This window comes from Enterococcus sp. LJL120 (genome assembly GCF_054871765.1).
In genome coordinates this window covers 358,630-377,901 of sequence record NZ_JBTXLV010000001.1, presented here as the reverse complement: position 1 = coordinate 377,901, position 19,272 = coordinate 358,630, and the positions used below count along the sequence as shown (strand labels likewise).

Genomic DNA, 19,272 nt, shown 5'->3' with positions numbered 1-19,272 from the left:
GACCGATGGGCTAGGATGCTAGTTCAACTTTCATCAATAATAAAACTATTTGCAACCTCACTGCTAGTTGAACTGTATGCGTCCCGATGTCCTTCATAAAAACTTTTTTTCTGAATACAAAAGGGAACCCGCCAGCGGGGACTGACGGGCTAGGATGCTAGTTCAACTTTCAACAACATTAAACAATTTTTCCGCCTTACTCTTAGTTGAACTGTATGCGACCCGGCGTACCTGAGAAAAAGTATTTTCCCTCAGGACAAAAGGGAACCCGTCAGCGGGGACTGGCGGGTTAGGATGCTAGTTCAACTTCCATCAACATTAAACAATTTTTCCGCCTCACTCTTAGTTGAACTGTATACGGCCCGTTGCTCTTCAGAAAAGGTTCCCTTTTCTGAAGACAAAAAGGGAGCCCATCGGCGGGGACCGATGGGCTAGGAGTAAAAAATGAAAAAGTGTTTTATTGGGTTTGTTTTATTGGGATGAGTTAATAATAGCCTGTAAATGTGAAGCTTCTATGTCTTTCCTATTGTAAAAGATTGAAAAAATATTGTGAATCTATGAAATCTGTTGTCATCTGTTTTATAAACTGGCTTGTTCTTTCTAAAAAGTCCAAAGTTAGAGGTGTTCAGTTAGGTAATTAGATTGGGTTGTTAGAAATTTCCTTCATTTTGTTAACAGTCTAAAAATAGCTGACCACCTAAATAAGCTCATCAAATTTAAGTTGCTGCTGGATTATCACTATTGACTACCAATTCGATTTTTATGCGATCTGGGTCTTCAAAAAAGGCTGCATAATAATCTTTGCTTTCAGCATATGGATAGCGCTCTGCATATAATTCATTGCTCCCTGCCAAAAGCAGTTTTTGCCGCAGTTCATCAACTACCTGCGGGCTAGCCAAGGAAAAAGCCAAGTGATTTAGACCAATATTTTTTCTGTGATAGCCCTTTTTCACAAACTCTTTTTCAGCCTGTACAAAGACAATATATAGACTGTCCATTTTATAACTAAAGCCATCAGTCCACTCTTGAAAGAGCTGATAGCCTAGCTCTGACAACAGAAAGCTATAAAATTTTTTTGATTTTTCTAAATTGCTCACGTAAATTTCAATGTGATTGATCATCTGACTCACCTCGTGAAAATATTTTTAAAATAATATTTGCAGCATCTTACTATTCTTGCGAACTTTTTAACTCAGTAAACTTTTTTCTGTTACTTTAAATGATTTGATTTACTACTCATAACCCCTTCATCATCTTAATAGTTTCCGTTTGATAGCCAAGCTTTTCATAAAAAGTAACAGCCTTGGAGTTTTTCGAAAACACGTTTAGTCCAATTGCCTTATAATCATTCTCCAAAGCCCATTTTTCTGCCAAACTTATTAGTTTCTGACCTAAGCCTTGGCCTTCTGCCTCTTTGCTGACCACCAGCCGCGAAATATACCCATATTCCTCGCCACTAATCCAATCAACTTCTGCTTGAAGCTGAATAAAACCCAACAATTTCTTCCCATCTTTGATTGTCAAAATTTGACCGGATTCATTTTTTAAGTCTTCTTCCATCATATTGACTTGTTTTAGAATGAATTTTTCCTTGTTCACTCTATTAGGCAGCGGAAAATCAACAAGTCTTACAACAAGATTAATTAGTTCTGCCTTATCTGTAATTTCACTATAGGTCTCAATCTGCATTATTTTCCCTCACAATTTATTTGGATGACTGTTCTTTTGAACACTCACAATTAAAATTTACCTATCTTCTGTAAATGATAGCAAACTTTCAAAATTTTTTCTAAATGAACTCTTCTTAGCCAATAAATTCCACGAGTATTTTCTATATATCAAGGGAATTTATTTCTGTTTCCTTAGCTTTTTGATTATTAATTTGCTAAACCTGGCTTCTGGGAAATTCCTAGCGAGTTTTTTAATCATGCAAAAAAATTCCCACAAATTGGCTTTGATTAGTCAACTTGTAGGAGGTTGCTATTTTATAGTGTTACTTAAATTTGTGATATCTTATTTCATATTGAAAATAGTCGCAAATAGAACTTACTCAATCAAGTCAAAGTGTTTAAAAGCATTATATAATCCGTCCTCGTCGACACTGTCTGTGATAAAGTCAGCCATTTCTTTAATTTCCGGTCCGCCGCTAGCCATGGCAACCCCAACTGCACAATATTCTAGCATGGGAATATCGACTTTCGCGTCACCAAAAGCAAATGTGTCTTTTCGTTCAAGGGACAGATGCTGCAAAATTAAATCAACACCAAAGGCTTTATCAATATCTTGATTGCCCAAATCACCAAACAGAGCAACTTCGCCTTTTCCACCCCATGTTCCGGCCTTTAAATGGGGAAAGTCAGCAGCGGCATCTAGGTAGTCTTGATAACTTTCGAGAATAAAACTGATTTTATTTACATCTCTTCGGTTTAAGTCTGCCTCAAAAATCATTTCCGGAAAAATATCTTTGACCGTGATTTGTTGGACACCTTGTTTCCCTTTGCGCCGGCTATATTCCTGCATAACAGGCTGTCCTCGTTTTGCAAAATTACGACTGGCAAATAAGCCTTCGGTACACTCTAGATAAAATTCGAGTCCTCTTTTTTGCAGCCAGTCAACAATCGCCAAAGAATCTGCTGGAGTCAAGGTTTGTTGGAAAATAACTTCCTCTTGGCTTTCAATATAAGCCCCATTGGCACCGATAATACCATAAAAACCAATATCTAGAATCTCATCGTAAATCTCTGCTTTACTTCGCCCTGTACAAATGTAAACAAAATGTCCACGACTTCGTGCTTGGCGAATTGCAGTTACCGCAGAAGCCGGTAAGTGATTTTCATAATCTACCAGAGTCCCATCCACATCGATAAAAATTACTTTAGGCATAGTATCCTCCATCCTGATTATCCTCTTTGTTTTCATTAAATTATCAGCTTAAGTATTCCAGAAAATAAATCTATCTACATAGAAACCAGATTTAGCCTACATCTTAATGGGTGTTGCAGTTTCTTGTAGGACTTGATTGAGGGATTCAATATTCTTTTTACCTTGTGTTTGCATCCAGTCCTTGGCCGCAGCTTCACCACCAACGACAAATTGCTCCACTCCGTCAGCCCAAGTAGCTCGTCCGCATAAGACGCCGTTAAATGTCGAGTCAGCAGCTTTGGCAAATTTTAAAGTATCTTGGAAAAGTTCTGCCGACACACCAGCACTTAAAAAGATAAACGGCAAGTCGGTTGCTGCACTTTGTTCTTTAAAGTATTGCTGAGCTTCTTTTTGAGAATAGACAGCTTCGTCAGAAAAGCCCTCAACAAAATTCATATTAACTGGCACTTCTACCTTTAATACATCCACTCCGTATCGAGGATGACTGAATTCCTTCATCGCCTCAATCACTTTTCGCGGCTTCACTAGTGCATATTCTTTGGAAGTTGCATCATAAATCTGCGCATCATAGGACACAACCTCTAAGAAAAAGGGGATATCCTCCGCACTACACTCTGAACCAATTCTTTCCATGTAGGCTTTCTTTTGTTCATTGATTTCTGCTGGCTCATCAATATCATAATACAGTAAGAATTTGCATGCATCTCCACCAGCTTCTTTTAAACGCTTGACTGACCATATAGACAAACTATCCGGCAAGCGACCTGGTGTAGTCGCATCATAACCAGTTTTTTCATAGGCTAAAAGTAAGCCAGCCTTAGAATCACGAACAGCTGCCGCTGGCAAGCCATATTCTGGATCTAGTAAAATTGCTGAGGCAAAAGGCGTTAACTCAGCTGAGACGATTTTTTTGAAATCAACAATATCTTGGTCCTCTGCTCCAGTTGCTTTGTATTTTGAAATCATCTTTTTTAAAGCTCCCCGCTGATCGATAGCTAGAGCACTGATTATGCCTTTTTCATCACTTAACTGCTTGACGAAGGCTTTTTTTCCCTCTGTTAAAACCATCTCTTGAATCCCTCCATTTTAAACTTTAATGACTTTTATTTTTTCATATAGGCTCTGATAATTTGTCAGCTGAATCTTGCCTGTTGCGCTTTCCATAGCATTTAACATACCAAAAGCATTGCCTTGCTTTAAGATTGCTTCGTCGCCTGCAGATTTCTCAATAGCGGCAGCTAAACCAGCAATTGTCGCATCTCCCGACCCAACCGGATTAACAACGGCAATTTTAGGTATAACAACTTGATAAAAATTTTCACCATGTTTGGCAAAAGCGCCGTTTGCACCTAGAGATACCACAATCCATTCAACGCCATTAAAAATTGGCAGGTTTAAAAGATTTTTTAATTCCGCTAAATCTCCTGAAACATCTCTAGAAAAAAGCTGGGCTAACTCCTCACGATTTGGCTTAATTAAAAAGGGATTGTGTTGCCCCTCTAAAACTGCTCTAAGGGAAGCGCCTGAGCTATCAAACAATACGGGAGTGTTTGTCTGGTTGGCAATTGCCAACATTTCGACATAAAAGTCAGGCTCTAAACCAAGGGGGAAGCTTCCGGAAATAGTGATTATATCAGCAGTTTGCGCAAGTTTTTGAAATTTTTCTAAGAAAGCTGTCCCTTCATTTGCAGACACTGTGGGCCCGGCTTCTAAAATCTCAGTCTGCTGATTTTCATGCAAAATCGCAATACAGTTGCGGGTTTCTCCAGCGATCTCATAGAACTCTTCCCGGATGCCAGCTAGCTTCAGCTCACTACGAATTTTGTCACCTAGAAAGCCCCCTAATAGCCCTGTAGCTGCAACTTCAACGCCAGCATCTTTTAAAACTCGTGTCACATTGAGGCCTTTGCCACCTGGGGTTTTATGGGTCACAAATGCTCGGTTAACAGTATCGAGTTGCAGATTCAATTGATATGAGATATCAATTGAAGGATTCATGGTAACAGTGACAATCATTTAGCACCCTCTTTTCTTTAATCGTGGTATTCACCACGTTCCCATTTTTCAAGAAATTCATTAAAGAAATCACTATTGAATTGGTCGGGACTAGCTTGTTCAACGTGATCGATTTTAGCTATTAATTTTTTGTTCTCTTCAGTTTCATGGTAGTCCGCCTTGATAAAAGCCTCGATGATGTCACAGATTAAAAATTCACCCGTAATTTTCCCGCCAAAACCAATCACATTTGCATTTAGCTCTTCCTTAGCATAAACCGCAGTAGACATATCTCTAACTAGCGCACTGCGGATTCCGGGAACTTTATTAACAGCATTGTTGATCCCCACACCTGTTCCGCAAATACAGACGCCAAGGTCGGCTTCTCCGTTGACAACTGCCTCACCAACTTTTTTACCATAGATTGGATAGTGGGTCCGCGTAAAATCGTAAGTCCCCATATCCAAAACCTCATAACCTTTTGCTTTTAGAAAATCTGCTACAGCAATTTTCGTGTCTGTCACAATATGATCGCAACCAATCGCAATTTTCATGTATCTCGTCTCCTCTACGCCATTTTATTTAACATATCAACTCTGATTTGATGACGACCACCATCATAATGGGCCTGCAAAAATTCTCTAACGATGTTTCTCGCTAATCCTTCACCGACAATTTCCGCCCCTAAAGTAATCATGCGGGCATTATTGTGTTCCCGCGTCATATAAGCAGAGCGTTCATCTGATACTTCAGCCGCCACCATGCCTTTGATTTTGGTAGCAGCCATAAAGCTACCTGCACCATATGCATCAAAAGCAACACCTAGAGCGTCTTCTTCCTGATTGACTGCCTGCGCAATTGCTACTGTTGATTCTACAAAATCAGCAGCCGGTGTTAAACTAACGTCAACAACTTCAAAACCGGCTGATTCTAAGTCTTCTTTAATAAAATTTTTTAATTTAATTCCTGCTTGGTCTGAACCAATGATTACTTTCATGTTCGTTCCTCCATTAACCTTCATTTGAAGTAGCTTAGTTGATAATTGTCGTATAAGCCTGATACCGCTTTTTCACATCAGCTGAAATCGTATAGTCCGTAAAGAGCATGTCGATTTGATTCAAGTCATAAAAATTATAAAAATCGCTGTAATCAAATTTATTGGCATCCGCCACCAAAATTTTCTGAGCGGCCTTATCCAGAGCCAACTTTTGAATCTCGCCTTCTTCAACGTTAAATGTTGAAACAAATTGCTGATCAATACCATTTACACCGATAAAGGCTTTAGTGATGCCGATTTTTTGAATCATTTCATTAGCTGCTAGACCGACAAAAGCTCCAGTTCTCTTACGATAGCTGCCGCCAATTAGATACAGCTCATATCCTTCTTTATCCTTTAGCAGATTGAAAACCGGTAAACTATTTGTGACAATTCTTAAATTAGCGTGATTTAAATACTCAGTCATCAACTCAATCGTCGTCCCAGGTCCTAAAAATATCGTTTCGTCGGGGCTATCAATTAGTTGCGCTGCTTTCTTTGCGATGTAATGTTTTTCTTCACTGCGGAGATTTTTCTTTTCCAGATGGGAGAGTTCATGATGGTCTGTTCCTGACTCATTGACTTCTCCATAGGTCACACTCTGGGCGTCACCATGAACACGAACTAATTTTTTGCCATGTTCCAGCTCTGTTAAGTCTCGTCTAATTGTCATATCAGAAACTTTTAGTTCCTCTTGGATAGACTTCACAGAAATAGCCCCAAACTGATTTGTTAAATCTACAATTGCCTTTTGGCGTTCACTCTTCAACATCTTCATCACTCCTCAAGATTATGACAGAACAAATTCAAACATCTATCAACATTAAAGAACACCAGAAGGGAAAGTGAGGGGATAGGCTTTTGCTTGTCTATCCCGGCTTAATCCTATTTCATTTTGGTTTCATTTGAAAGTTCTTTCCACCAAGCAGCACTTGCTTTCGGAATTCTTTCTTGCGTTTCAAAGTCAACATAGAAAAGGCCATAGCGTTTATTGTAACCATTCGTCCAAGAGAACATATCCTGCAACGACCAGATAAAGTACCCTTTTACGTTTACACCGACCTCAATAGCTTTTTGAACAGCTGCTAAATGTTGAGCTACATAATCAATCCGCGGCTGATCATCAACTTTGCCATCAACAACTTGATCTTTGTAGCCTAAGCCATTTTCAGTAATATATATAGCTTTGTAGTTTGCATAACGATTTTTGATATAAACTAACATGTCATACAGGCCTTTAGGATAAATGACCCAATCCCAATCTGTGCGAGGAATCTCTGCATTATAGGTTCGTTCAGCGACACCTTTGATTCGAGATACAGCTGTTCCTTTTTCACCAGTTCCATTATGGTGAATATAGCTTTCCCCTTCATATGGTTTCACAAAGTGGCTTTGATAATAGTTCAAGCCAAGGAAGTCATTGTATTTGGCAGCTTTTGCCAATGCGGATAAATCCTCTGCTGTCACTTCTAAAGTTCCATTATTTTTAGCTAGGACATCATTCACCACTAATAAAGTGTCGTTATCGTAGAAGCCTTTGTATAAGGCATCCAGCATAAATTGATTAAAAAGGACATTGCCGCTATTGGCTGCGGCCACGTTTTCCACTGCATCATCAGCAGGGTAATAAGATTCTAAGATATGAACGATACCAATCTCACCACTGTAATCTTGCTCTTTAAAAGCATTGACCACTCTGGCATGAGCCACCATCTGATTGTGCATTGCCTGAACCGCTTTAGGAATATCGTATTTGATATTCGGCGGAAAACTTCCCATGATGTATGCAGCTTGAGCTGTTGAAGCCGGCTCGTTAATCGTAATCCATTTTTTTACCTTATCGCCATATTCAGCAAAACAAAAATTAGCATAATCAACGAATGCATCAATCGTCTTGCGGCTTAACCAATCGCCGCCAGTATGCAGCGGTAAAGGTGTATCAAAGTGGTGTAGCGTCACATAAGGTTCGACACCTTGCTTTAAACATTCATCAATCAAATTGTGATAGAAGGCGACTCCCTTGGGATTTACCTCGCCAGTCCCTTCTGGAAAAATCCGTGACCAGGCGATGGAAATGCGAATCGCATCCACACCAAACTCAGAGGACAACTGCAAATCTTCAGCGTAGCGATTATAAAAATCACTCGCCGGATCTGGTGAAAAGCGGCCATCTTTTTCCAACAAAACATCCCAACAAACTTGCCCTTTGCCATCAACTTTAGTAGAGCCTTCTACTTGATACGCTGCTGTTGCACCACCAAAGACGAATTCTTTCGGTAAGCTTAATTTCATTTATCTTTCCTCCAATTTAATTTTTGGTTTTTCTTTCCTTTATAATTTTTGAAACAAAATTCAATGCTTTTTCAGGATCTCGAGTCAAAGCGATATAGTCAGCCCCTTCTGTAGCAATTGCCTCAATGTTTAATGGATCAGTTTCCTTCTTCAATTCAGGTAAATTTGTTGCTACTTGCGGTGCTAAGACAACTAAATCATAATCTGGGAGCATATCTTGGTGAACACCCCAAGAAGTGGCGGCGGCAGTTACCGCGGCATGATGTTCTTTTGCACCTTTATTTAAAGCATTGGCTAAGAGACCACTAGTACCGCCACCGGCACAAACGACTAAAACGGAAACTTCTTTGTCATCTTCCGTTGGCAATTCATCAATGGCTTCCATTAAATCGCCAGCGGCAACAGCTACTCTACTTGCTCCTGCAATAACTTCCAAATCTTCATTTTTCAGTTCTTCTTCGTATTTTTCTTGGTCATAAGCCTTAAAGAATGGATAGTAGATTAAGACATCGACGACTATCAAGACTACAGCGAGAACAAAGGACATTGGACTGAAGCCTGTTCCCATCACTAATCCGATTGGTCCAGGGAAAGTCCATGGCAAAACATACAAGAAACTGTTCATACCTAAAAAATCAACAAAGGCTTTGAACAACCAGACGTTTGCAATTGGCGCTAAAATAAATGGCACAAAGAATACTGGATTTAACACCAACGGGCCCCCGAAAAGAATCGGTTCATTGACCCCAAAGGAAGTCGGCACGACAGCCGCCTTCCCAACGGCTTTATTCGCCTTGGATTTGGCTAGGAAAATAAACATAAATGGTACGACAAAGGTAGCACCTGTACCACCTAAAGTAGCTACAAAGTATTGCAAACCTGGTGTTAACAAATCAGTGGCTTGACTACCGGCTTGAAATGCGGAAATATTTGCGGCAATGTTGACATAGTAAATTGCCGAAACAGCAGGCTCAACAATCGACGGTCCATGAATTCCGATAGACCAGAAGAACGCCATCGCACCATAAATTACCGCCAGACCAACCCAACCGTCTGCTGCGGTAAATAAAGGTTGGAAAAATTGAATAACCCCTTGTGCAAAATTGACACCGGTTAGATTTCTAAACACTAAATCGAACAACCAAAAGATGATGATGGAAAATCCAAAAGGAATAATATCTTTAAATGCTTGAGAAATATTCGGTGGCACTTCTTCAGGCAAGCGAATAGTAATATTGCGTTTTACACAAAAACGATACACAATACAGGTAACGAAGGCTACAACAAATGCTGCCAATAAACCACTTGAGCCAAGGTAACTGGTGGAAATCCCACCGTCTAATGGATCGGTGGCTAACAGTAAAATCCCACAGATAGCTGCCAGCATCGTGGCAACTGTGCTGATTTGATTGGTTTTCGGCATATCCCGATTAAAGTTCTCCGTCACAGCCTTGGCGGTTGTTGCCGCCACCCCAACGGATAAAAAGCCCATCGTAAAATTATATGGTTTTAAGAGAATGGCTTCCATTGACTCTGACCAGTAAAAATTGAAAATATTAGGTACATAGGCAATCAAAAGAAAAATACTAGAAAATACGACAATCGGCATACAGGCGATAAACCCATTTTTAATACCGCTTAAGTAATTATTTTTGGAAACCTTCTCAAAAAAGGGTTTCCATTTTTCAATTTGCGCAACTAACTTATTCATATTTGGCCCTCCTTAATTTCTTCGCCTCTTTTTATGACTCTGTCCGTTGATACAATTCAATCATGTCGAAAATGATATCCCGCAGTAGTAAAGTCGTCATTAGATGATCTTGTCCATGGACGAAAATAAAGCCAAGCTCCACCTCTTCTCCTCCTGATTCGAGCGCTAACATTTGGGTTTGTGATTCATGAGCCTGTTTCAGCAATTCATCGACTTTAGCCATCACCTCTGTCACGTTTTCGCTATTTCCACTGCGAACCTCCTTCAATAGATTCAATAACTTTGAACGGGCATCCCCTGAATAGGCCACGATTTCAAAGCCTAACATTGCTACTTCTTCTTTATTCATCCTGATTTCCTCCTGTATATGACAATTTAAATGACTCGTTGTATATGAATAGTTAAATAAACTTTTTCATTGCTACTCAGCTCAATTCCCATCTTATTCACAACTGTTTGATAAATTTCCTCTGCTATTTGATATGCTTTAGGATAATTTTTCCGTAATTCTGAATCCATCTTCTGGGTGAACTCATCAATTTCAGAAATATTTTCATCCCGCTCCAAAATGTAGCGGAGATGGATCATCATCCGGTCGTAGAAGTTTTGGTTATGACTATTCCGGGCAATTTGCTCTTTTTCAAAAATTTGTTCGATTAGATCAAGGGTTGTTTGTTTTTTATCGATTTTAGATTCATCATTTTTTTCCGTTTTCCCTTGGGCATTTATAAAATGGAGAGCGATATTTTTTTGCTCTTCAACTGGAAAATCAATCGCCAAACGTTGTTTTAAAATAACTAAGGCATCTTTAGCAATTGCGTATTCAACGGGAAATTGAGCTTCGATTTCCGGTAACAGACTTTTTTGATACTCGCCTTTGATTAAACGCTGATAATTCCAAAAAATATGGTCTGTCAAGGTCACATAAATATATTCTTGGACAGAATAATTATAGTTTTTTATCGCATTATCAATAATCTCATAAGTAGTCGTGATAAAGTCTAACGGGACGTCCTTCAGTAAGGTTGAGAAGTTTTCTTGGGACTCTCGATTTTTTAGAACAAATAAATTTTGAATGATTTCGTCGGCAATTAAGTCCCCTTTCTTTTTTTGAAAAACGATTCCTTTTCCCATTGCTATTGCTTGTTCATCAAACTGATTTCTTACAATAGCTACGTTATTATTTAAGACTTGAATAACACGATACACAGCCACCCCTCCTTTAAAAAATAAAAAAACCGCAAAATGACAGAGAACGCCTCTGAGTCATTTGCGGTTTTTGCCTAATTGAATAGTAACAATCCACTTGATATTTATTATAGGGTTATACTAGCACATGAATTTTTAATTGTAAACCCTTTCTGAATATTTTTTTGTTTTTTTGTTTGATTTTGTTTGAAAAAGATTTATAGATATTCCATCAATAGCTGTCTAATATTCAGCTATCTGCTATTTAAAATAGTCCAGCAATTATAAAAATTGCTGAACTATCTATCCATTTCACTCAAACTGCCCTAAAATATCCAGCATCTTAGGATTATCATGTAATACATCGCCAATTGAAGTCTTTTGATCCATGCCTTTGATTAGAGCCATTTCCTCAGTGGACAAAGTAAAGTCGAAAATATCAAAATTTTCTTGAATCCGTGTCAGATGGCTAGCCTTTGGGATGGCGATGATGTTCCGCTGCATAAACCAGCGCAGGATGACCTGAGCCACCGTTTTATTGTGGGTACTAGCAATTGTTTTCAAAATGGGGCTCTGAAGAATTTCTTCCTTGCCGCGACCTAGAGGACTCCAGGCTTCTAATTGGACGCCGTCTTTAGCCAGCCATTCCTCGGCTTCCCATTGCTGATTCAAAGGATGGGTTTCTCTTTGGACCACCATCGGGGCAATCTGATTGTGCTGTGCTAAGTCCCGCAGGCGGTCGGGATAAAAATTGCTGACCCCGATTGCGCGGATTAAGCCTTCTGCGTACAATTCCTCCATCGCCCGCCAAGCACCATAATAATCATTAAAAGGTTGATGGATTAAATATAAATCTAAATAGTCTAAGCCTAGTTTTTCTAAGGAGAGCTTGAAGGCTTTTTTGGTATTTTCATAGCCGGCATCTTTGTACCACAGCTTAGTTGTGATAAACAGTTCTTCCCGTGGTAAACCGCTTTTTTTCAAGGCGGCGCCCACTTCTTCCTCGTTATAATAACGTGAAGCAGTATCAATCAGCCGATAGCCAACCTTGATTGCATCTAAAACGGCGGCCTCCGCTTCACCAGGTTCGTTCATCAGAAATACGCCAAAGCCCAGTTTAGGTACTTGAACACCATTTCTTAAAGTAATATATTCCATGTTTACTTCCTCCATATTAATTAATTTTTCGACTGCCACGATAGATAATGATCACAGCTGCGGCTAAAGACAAAATCAGCAGCAAGGTACTCAGGATGATTTCCCGATGATAAGTTGCAACGGCACCAGTTATGCCGCTGGATAAAGTTGTAATCAAAGCCAGACCGACTGAACCGCCCATTTGATGGATCGTGTTAACCAGTCCCGAAGCCGAGCCAGCTTGATCTTCAGAAGTTCCGATGACACCAAGGGAGGTCAACGGACTTAAAGTTAACCCTTGGCCAATACCGATGACCACCATTGGTAGGGCAACACCTAATAGATAACTTGTTTGCTCTGTTAAAAATAACGTCATGCCGTAACCTAATACAGATAACACTAAGCCAATGATTAAGATGCGGATGTTCCCATATTTTTCCGTCAAAGCAGCAGTTTGGTAAGAAAAGAAAAAGACAGCTAAGGTAAGCGGAAAAAAGGCAAATCCTGTCAGCAGCGGCGAAAATCCAAAATGATTTTGCAGCAGCTGTGGCGTGTTAAACCAGTAAGTGAAACTGGCGGCTGTAAATAAAAATCTAGCAAGATAAGCGCCACTGCGACGTTTATCATGGAATAAATTCATTGGGACTAAAGGTGAGGCAATCTTATGCTCCACAAAGATAAACACGATTAAAATGACTACGGCGCCGAGAATAATCGGCAGTTGATAAGCCTCCGCAGAAATACCATAAATCAAAGCCGACATGCCTAAGACGGATAGTAAACTGCCAAGCAAATCAATTCTGGCCTTCACGGCATGGCTGCTTTCAATAAACTTTAAACTGGCCAAAATCAAAATAATAGCGATTGGTACATTGATAAAAAAACCATCCCGCCAACTAAAGACACTGGCAAAAAAGCCACCTAAAACGAGACCAATGCTGGCACCGATTCCGGCGGTGGCGCCATAAAGGGCAATCGCCTTAACCCGTCTTTTTCCTTGATAATTATCCAAAATCAAGGCCAAGGTCGCAGGAGCTAAAATGGCTGAGCCGATACCTTGGAAGAAACGAGCAATGATAATTTGAGCAGCCGAACCCGCCATACCAACAAATAATGAGGCAATCGCAAAAATCACCATACCTAAAATAAACATCCGGCGGCGACCAAAAATATCGCCGGCCCGACCGCCAAAGAGCAATAGCCCGCCAAAGGTTAGCGCATAGGCATTGCTGACCCAGGTTAATTGCAGCGGATTTAAATTTAAATCTGCTGCAATTTGCACTGAGCCGGTGAAGACAATCGAGTTATCTAATAAAATCATAAAGTAGCTGACTAAAATAATTGGCAAAATCCAATCAATTTTTCTAACGCTTGTTGTTTCCATAGGTGTCCTTAAACTTCCTTCCAAGGGGTAAATCTGTTTTTTATTTCATTTAGCCGCCAAAGCTGGTCAAAAATTTGACCGTTTCTGGATCATAGTGGGAGAAAAATAGACTTTCCTTTTGATCCAGACTGAAAATCTCTGCCATTTCGCCATCAGTTAAGCCGAAATCAAAGACTGAAAAGTTTTCCGTCATGCGTTCTTGGCTGACAGTTTTGGGAATGACCACCACACCTCGTTGAATCAAATAGCGCAGGGCCACCTGAGCAACTGACTTACCATGATTTCCGCCAATTTCTTTTAAAACAGCATTATTAAAGAAATCATTTTTTCCTTCAGCAAAGGGACCCCATGACTCAATCTGAGTGCCGTATTCCTGCATAATTTCTTGAGCTTGACTTTGCTGATTGAAAACGTGGGTCTCCACCTGGTTGACCATCGGCTTGATGCGACTATAAGTTGCGATATCAATGAAGCGGTCCGGATAAAAATTGCTGACACCAATGGCTTTCAATTTGCCGGCGTCATAGGCTTCTTCCATCGCCCGATAGGTGCCGTAATAATCATTGAAGGGCTGATGAATCAGCATTAAATCCAGATAATCGGTCTGCAGTAAACGCAGCGATTCATCAATCGAAGCTTTGGCCTTTTCGTAACCGCCATTTGTAATCCAAATTTTTGAAGTGATAAAAAATTCCGAACGAGGAAGGCCGCTTTTTTTTACAGCATTGCCGACAGCCGCCTCATTGCCATAGGCTTGGGCGGTATCGATTGAACGGTAGCCGGTTTGAATCGCTTCACTGACAACGCGTTCGCATTCTTCTAAATCGGGAATCTGATAGACGCCAAAACCTAAAATCGGCATTTTCAGACCATTGTTTAATGTTACATGTTCCATAATTATTCCTGCTTTCTGTTTTTTAATTAAGTTGCTTTGGGATATTTCCGATAAAAATTAGTTGCCAATTCTCAACTAATTTTCCACGAGTTCATATTACGGGCAACTTTTGGATTTGTCTTCTCGTTAAATAAACTGTGATTTTGATCCAGTTGCTTTATTTGCATCAACTCGGCTCTGGTCAATTGGAAATCGAAAATTTCGTAATTTTCCTGCAGGTGATTTGGTTTCACTGATTTAGGAATCACGGGTACTCCAGATTGGATTTGCCAGCGCAGAGCAATTTGAGCCGGCGTTTTTTGATATTTTTCGCCTATCTCAAAAAGTAATGGATTGCTGAAGAAACAATTTTTACCTTCTGCTAATGGCGCCCAACTTTGAATCGTAAAACCAAAATTTGCGGCAATTTCCCTTTGCTGCTGCTGTTGAAAAAAAGGATGCAGCTCAATCTGGTTGATGGCCGGCTTCGTTTCTGTGTTCATAAAAAAATCGACCATCCGACTCGGATAGAAATTTGACACCCCAATGGCCCGAATTTTACCAGCGGCATAAAGTTCTTCTAAAGCTCGCCAAGCACCAAAAACATCATTGTAGGGCTGATGGATTAAATATAAATCCAGATAGTCCAAGCCTAGATTATCCAAGCTTTTTTCAAAAGCGGCGCTGGCACGCTGATAGCTGGCATCTTGAATCCAAAGCTTCGATGTAATAAAAAGTTCCTCCCGAGGCAAGCCGCTTTGTGCAATCGCTTGGCCAACTGCGGCTTCATTGCTATAGGCGCTTGCGGTATCAATCAGACGATAACCAAGGTCCAAAGCTGTGCTAACAGCCGCCTCGCATTCCGCCAAGTCAGTCATTTGAAAGGTGCCTAAGCCTAGCAGCGGCATTTCAACGCCATTATTTAATGTTAATTTTTCCATGATGGCCTCCTCAAAATCAGCGTCCTAACCTGATGTGATTTATGATACTCCTTCAGGCTTTGACAGAGAATCTCCAATAAGTTACCATTGTATCAACTAAAAGTTTATGCAAAAGGTGTGATTCTTATGCTGAGTCCAGCAGTCCAAGTCTTTTTGACCGTCGCCAAAGAAGGCAGCTTCAGTAAAGCTGCCCAAAAGCTCTTTATCACCAGTACGGCTGTGATGAAGCAGATAAATAATTTAGAAGCTCAGCTAGGTTTTGCCCTTTTTACTCGGACAAATCAAGGTGTGCTGCTGACCGATGCCGGTGAGAGTCTCAATAAAGACTGCCTCAGCCTGCAAAAAACTGCCAAAGAAGCTCTCCAAAAGGCGCGTAAATTATCCGACACAACAGCGATTATCCGCTTGGGGACTGCCTCGTTGTCACCGGGCAAACCCTTGATTGACCTGTGGAACAGCTCTTATGGTAACTTTCCCGACTTCCAGCTCAACGTGGTTCCCTTCAATGAAAATCACACGCAGATTCTTACTGTTCTAGATAATTTAGGCACTGACTTTGATTTATTTGTTTCCCCCTGTGATGCCAAAAGCTGGCTAGAACACGCCAATTTTCTACAATTGGGCAACTATTCAGTTGAAATGGCGCTGCCGCGAAATCATCCCTTGGCTAGCAAAAAAATGCTGGAGCCCACAGACTTCAGCGGCAAAACGATTATTATTTTTAAAGAAGGCGAGTCCGACACTTTGGACCAAGTTCGCCGCTTATTACAGGAAAAAAATACTAATATCACGATTGAGAGCACTGACTTTTACGACATCGACACCTTCAATTACTGCATCAAAAATAATTATTCCCTTTTGACCTTAGATGGCTGGCAGGACATCCATCCCGCTTTTAAAACCGTTCCAGTCAAATGGAACTTCCAGATTCCTTATGGCATTTTGTATGCAAAACAGCCAGCACCCTTAGTTGAAGATTTTATTGAAATTGTGACGGCGATTCAGACTTCGCAGCCTTAGGGAGATACAAAAACTCATGCTGCCCTAAATTTCAAATATTAAAGCTAATAAATAATATCTTATCTCAAAAGGAGACCTTATGATTATTTGGATAAACGGTGCATTTGGCGCTGGCAAAACCACAATGGCGGAGCTTTTAGTAGAAAAGCTCGAAAATGCTTATTTATATGATCCTGAAAATGTCGGTGATTTTCTGCGAAAAAATTTGCCAAAAGAGCTGCAAAAGGCTGACTTTCAAGATTATCCTGAGTGGCGTCAGTGGAATGTTCAGATGCTGAAAAAAATCTATCAGGAGTATAGCGGAGATATCGTCGTGCCCATGACGGTGCATCGGCCGCAAATTTTTGCCGAGCTGATTGGTGAACTGCGGCAAAACGAGATTCCCTTGTGTCATCTCCAATTAGAGGTCAGTCAAGAAACCGTTTTGGCCCGCTTGCAAGAGCGTAACCCCGAGCTAATTGCTTTGGGGAGTTAGCAAATTAGACATGATTCTAAATGATTTTCAAGCTTTCCCGCTTTCAGAAAAAATAGACAATAACGACCGTGATAAAGAGGTGGTTATTTTGGAAATGTTGGAAAAGATTCAGGAGTATCGCCAAGGTGAAAATCTCTAACTGTGTCTTACAACACAGCAAACGCAAAAAAACTGGGAAAAGCCAGCTTTGTACCGACTTCAAAAATCTAACTTTTGGGTCGGTACATTTTTTTCGCTAACTCTCACCAGTCGTTTTAATACTCATTCAAAAATTGACACTCATTTTTTACCTAATCTTCTTTTTCTTCTTCCTTCAATTTCCTTATTCAAACAACTTTACCCGTTCCAGCTCGGCTTCATAACCTTCTTCATAACTATAGGTCGTTCCATCTAAGAATAAATCCTCCATATCACTAGCGGGAACCAAGTAGCCAACTTCAAAGGTGACTGCTTCTTGCCCGGCAATAGTACCAATATTGTAATACCCCTTACCCTCACCGTGATTGCTGAGATAGACGAGGTCACTAGAGTTGCGATAGCCAATATCCGCATATTGCTGTTCCCAATCAAAGAGATATTTAGGCTGATAAAAACCATTTACTGCTGTTAAGATTGAAGCATTGGCTTGAAAATAAAAATCAGGAAAAGCCTCTGGACTCAAATTTTTCAAGGTAACATTTAGCTTAACTAGCTTCATCTGGTCTTGGGTTTGAGTGGCCACTGTATCTAAAGTATCTTTCCCATCACCACGATTATACAAAGTATCTGTGTATGTCAAAAAATTACCTGCTTCATCAACTAAGCCCTGTTCCTTCAATCGCTCAAAGAACTCCTGCACAGACCAGTCACTATCAGCATTTTCAACCTCAAATAAATTGTCACTAACCGTCACATCATTGACTGTCAAGGCAAAATCCGTCTCATCATCAAGCTGCTGACTCAAGTTAAAATGTTGTTCTTCGCCAACTTTTTTAATCAAATTGCTGTCCGTTGGTATGCGCCAAGGTGCTTCGTTGCTGCTCATTTCTGTATCAGAAGTCGTCGCTGTCTCTTCTTCAAAATCTGAAATCAGATAAAAATCTGAGGCGGGGTCATCACCAGCAGGAACTAAATCGAGATTGCGAATAAATTTCAGCAGCTCCGATTCTGGAATATCTTTGCCAATGAACAATTGCAGCACATATCCTTCCTCCTCAAAAAGAACAAAGGCCGTTCGATCAAGACTGTTTGAGGCTTCATTAGCTTTTTTATGAATCAGCCAAACTTTGCGACCCGCTAGCGTCATTTCTTCAGCTGAATCGGTATAAAAAGTCTCCAAGTCCGTCTGCCCTTCATCAATTTGCAGCAACAAGGTGGAAATAGTCGCATCAGTAGCATCTGGATTGTAAAATTTCGCCGGAACTTCTCCTTCATTCTGGGGGATTGGTTGCAAGCCTTCCGGTAAATAATTTACTTCTAAGCGATATTTATGTTCTTGTTTTTTTTCCTGATTGGTAATTGAAATCAAGCTACTATAATTATGTTGTGAAAAGTATGTTTGCCAAACTTTACTGGCCCCATACATTGTTCCAGGAATAATAAAAAAACTAGCTAGCGCAGCAGCGACTGTCAAATTCCGCTTAGAATAACGAATTTTATCTAGCCAAGTAAGCTTTTCACCAGCCAATAAAACCTGTCGCTGGATATTTTTTTCGCTATTAGTATCAAATTGATGGCCCATCATAGCGATAAATTGATCTAGATTTTCATCGGATAGGCGGCTTAAAGGTATTTCTTCATAAGCTTTCATTTATTTAGACCTCCTTGGGCTAATAATAAAAATTCCATCTCTTTACGAATTTTCTTCTTGCCTTGGTACAGACGATTTTTGACTTCCTTCAAATCCATACCCATATTTTCAGCAATCACTTTCGGTTTTAATTCATAAAAAAACCGCTGCAGACAAATTTCCTTTGTCGGCTCATCAATTAATAACAGGGCTTCAAAAAAGATATCCCAAATATCCGCATTTTCCTTTTCCGCCTCCGGTAAATCCTCTAATGGAAAATCGGTGATTTTTTCAAATAGGCGTTTGTTTTGCTTGAGCTTGTTTAAGCTCATACTTTTGGTTAATAGCGCTAGGTAATTCTTTAAAGAGCCTTTTTTCGGATTGTAATTACTTTGATTTTGCCAATAGCGTAAAAAGACATCACTTACTAATTCCTCGACGTCTTCTTTGCTAGCATGACGGCCTAAAATTGATAATGCTACCGCATATAACAATTTAGAATATTCTTGAATCAAGTCTGCTAATTCGACATCCTTTGTCGCAGCAATCTCTTCTTTCATCAACCTGC

22 protein-coding genes are annotated in these 19,272 nt (G+C 40.1%); 4 read left to right on the top strand and 18 right to left on the bottom strand.

Features of this window, described 5'->3' with window-relative positions; all coding sequences use genetic code 11:
* The first annotated feature begins 294 nt into the window (after positions 1–294).
* On the top strand, positions 295–435 hold the full coding sequence (locus ACYSNU_RS01910; protein WP_461735533.1) for a hypothetical protein: 141 nt from the start codon (positions 295–297) through the stop codon (positions 433–435).
* A 281-nt stretch (positions 436–716) separates the two neighbouring features.
* On the opposite strand, the gene ACYSNU_RS01905 is transcribed toward ACYSNU_RS01910, so the two are convergent.
* From ACYSNU_RS01905 to ACYSNU_RS01830, 16 genes are all read right to left on the bottom strand, one after another.
* Positions 717–1,121 (bottom strand): VOC family protein, encoded by a 405-nt coding sequence (locus tag ACYSNU_RS01905; protein WP_461735532.1) that lies wholly within the window; start codon positions 1,119–1,121, stop codon positions 717–719.
* 115 nt (positions 1,122–1,236) lie between these two features.
* Positions 1,237–1,689: a GNAT family N-acetyltransferase gene (locus tag ACYSNU_RS01900; RefSeq protein WP_461735531.1), complete on the bottom strand. Its 453-nt coding sequence runs from the start codon at positions 1,687–1,689 to the stop codon at positions 1,237–1,239.
* Between the two features lie 357 nt (positions 1,690–2,046).
* Positions 2,047–2,883, bottom strand: coding sequence for a Cof-type HAD-IIB family hydrolase (locus tag ACYSNU_RS01895; RefSeq protein WP_461735530.1), 837 nt, complete (start codon positions 2,881–2,883; stop codon positions 2,047–2,049).
* 96 nt (positions 2,884–2,979) lie between these two features.
* A complete protein-coding gene (lacD, locus tag ACYSNU_RS01890; RefSeq protein WP_461735529.1) occupies positions 2,980–3,951 on the bottom strand; it encodes a tagatose-bisphosphate aldolase in 972 nt (323 codons plus the stop codon).
* Positions 3,952–3,969: 18 nt separating this feature from the next.
* Entirely contained in the window at positions 3,970–4,899 is a 930-nt protein-coding gene (gene lacC / locus ACYSNU_RS01885; RefSeq protein WP_461735528.1) for a tagatose-6-phosphate kinase, read from the bottom strand.
* 17 nt (positions 4,900–4,916) lie between these two features.
* Entirely contained in the window at positions 4,917–5,432 is a 516-nt protein-coding gene (gene lacB, locus ACYSNU_RS01880; RefSeq protein WP_461735527.1) for a galactose-6-phosphate isomerase subunit LacB, read from the bottom strand.
* A gap of 14 nt (positions 5,433–5,446) precedes the next feature.
* Positions 5,447–5,875 (bottom strand): galactose-6-phosphate isomerase subunit LacA, encoded by a 429-nt coding sequence (gene lacA, locus ACYSNU_RS01875; RefSeq protein ID WP_461735526.1) that lies wholly within the window; start codon positions 5,873–5,875, stop codon positions 5,447–5,449.
* A gap of 34 nt (positions 5,876–5,909) precedes the next feature.
* A complete protein-coding gene (locus ACYSNU_RS01870; RefSeq protein WP_461735525.1) occupies positions 5,910–6,686 on the bottom strand; it encodes a DeoR/GlpR family DNA-binding transcription regulator in 777 nt (258 codons plus the stop codon).
* 113 nt (positions 6,687–6,799) lie between these two features.
* Positions 6,800–8,206, bottom strand: coding sequence for a 6-phospho-beta-galactosidase (lacG, locus tag ACYSNU_RS01865; protein WP_461735524.1), 1,407 nt, complete (start codon positions 8,204–8,206; stop codon positions 6,800–6,802).
* A 16-nt stretch (positions 8,207–8,222) separates the two neighbouring features.
* On the bottom strand, positions 8,223–9,917 hold the full coding sequence (locus ACYSNU_RS01860) for a lactose/cellobiose PTS transporter subunit IIB (RefSeq protein WP_461735523.1): 1,695 nt from the start codon (positions 9,915–9,917) through the stop codon (positions 8,223–8,225).
* Positions 9,918–9,948: 31 nt separating this feature from the next.
* The gene (locus ACYSNU_RS01855; protein ID WP_461735522.1) at positions 9,949–10,266 is read right to left on the bottom strand and encodes a PTS lactose/cellobiose transporter subunit IIA; all 318 of its coding nucleotides are present in this window, start codon (positions 10,264–10,266) and stop codon (positions 9,949–9,951) included.
* A gap of 26 nt (positions 10,267–10,292) precedes the next feature.
* Entirely contained in the window at positions 10,293–11,126 is an 834-nt protein-coding gene (locus tag ACYSNU_RS01850) for a PRD domain-containing protein (protein ID WP_461735521.1), read from the bottom strand.
* A 291-nt stretch (positions 11,127–11,417) separates the two neighbouring features.
* Complete coding sequence (locus ACYSNU_RS01845; RefSeq protein ID WP_461735520.1) at positions 11,418–12,263, bottom strand: aldo/keto reductase; 846 nt, start codon at positions 12,261–12,263, stop codon at positions 11,418–11,420.
* 16 nt (positions 12,264–12,279) lie between these two features.
* Positions 12,280–13,626, bottom strand: a complete 1,347-nt coding sequence (locus ACYSNU_RS01840; RefSeq protein WP_461735519.1) for an MFS transporter — start codon at positions 13,624–13,626, stop codon at positions 12,280–12,282.
* A gap of 49 nt (positions 13,627–13,675) precedes the next feature.
* The gene (locus ACYSNU_RS01835; RefSeq protein ID WP_461735518.1) at positions 13,676–14,521 is read right to left on the bottom strand and encodes an aldo/keto reductase; all 846 of its coding nucleotides are present in this window, start codon (positions 14,519–14,521) and stop codon (positions 13,676–13,678) included.
* 71 nt (positions 14,522–14,592) lie between these two features.
* The gene (locus ACYSNU_RS01830; RefSeq protein WP_461735517.1) at positions 14,593–15,441 is read right to left on the bottom strand and encodes an aldo/keto reductase; all 849 of its coding nucleotides are present in this window, start codon (positions 15,439–15,441) and stop codon (positions 14,593–14,595) included.
* Positions 15,442–15,567: 126 nt separating this feature from the next.
* Between ACYSNU_RS01830 and ACYSNU_RS01825 the strand changes: the two genes are divergently transcribed.
* The 3 genes from ACYSNU_RS01825 (at position 15,568) to ACYSNU_RS01815 (ending at position 17,075) form a co-directional block, all read left to right on the top strand.
* Positions 15,568–16,461, top strand: coding sequence for a LysR family transcriptional regulator (locus ACYSNU_RS01825; RefSeq protein ID WP_461735516.1), 894 nt, complete (start codon positions 15,568–15,570; stop codon positions 16,459–16,461).
* Between the two features lie 79 nt (positions 16,462–16,540).
* The gene (locus ACYSNU_RS01820) at positions 16,541–16,936 is read left to right on the top strand and encodes an AAA family ATPase (RefSeq protein ID WP_461735515.1); all 396 of its coding nucleotides are present in this window, start codon (positions 16,541–16,543) and stop codon (positions 16,934–16,936) included.
* Between the two features lie 10 nt (positions 16,937–16,946).
* Entirely contained in the window at positions 16,947–17,075 is a 129-nt protein-coding gene (locus ACYSNU_RS01815; RefSeq protein ID WP_461735514.1) for a hypothetical protein, read from the top strand.
* A gap of 183 nt (positions 17,076–17,258) precedes the next feature.
* Here ACYSNU_RS01815 and ACYSNU_RS01810 read toward each other — a convergent pair whose 3' ends face one another.
* Positions 17,259–18,725, bottom strand: coding sequence for a hypothetical protein (locus ACYSNU_RS01810; protein WP_461735513.1), 1,467 nt, complete (start codon positions 18,723–18,725; stop codon positions 17,259–17,261).
* Positions 18,722–19,264: an RNA polymerase sigma factor gene (locus tag ACYSNU_RS01805; protein ID WP_461735756.1), complete on the bottom strand. Its 543-nt coding sequence runs from the start codon at positions 19,262–19,264 to the stop codon at positions 18,722–18,724. The genes ACYSNU_RS01810 and ACYSNU_RS01805 overlap by 4 nt, the downstream gene beginning before the upstream one ends.
* Between the last annotated feature and the right edge of the window lie 8 nt (positions 19,265–19,272).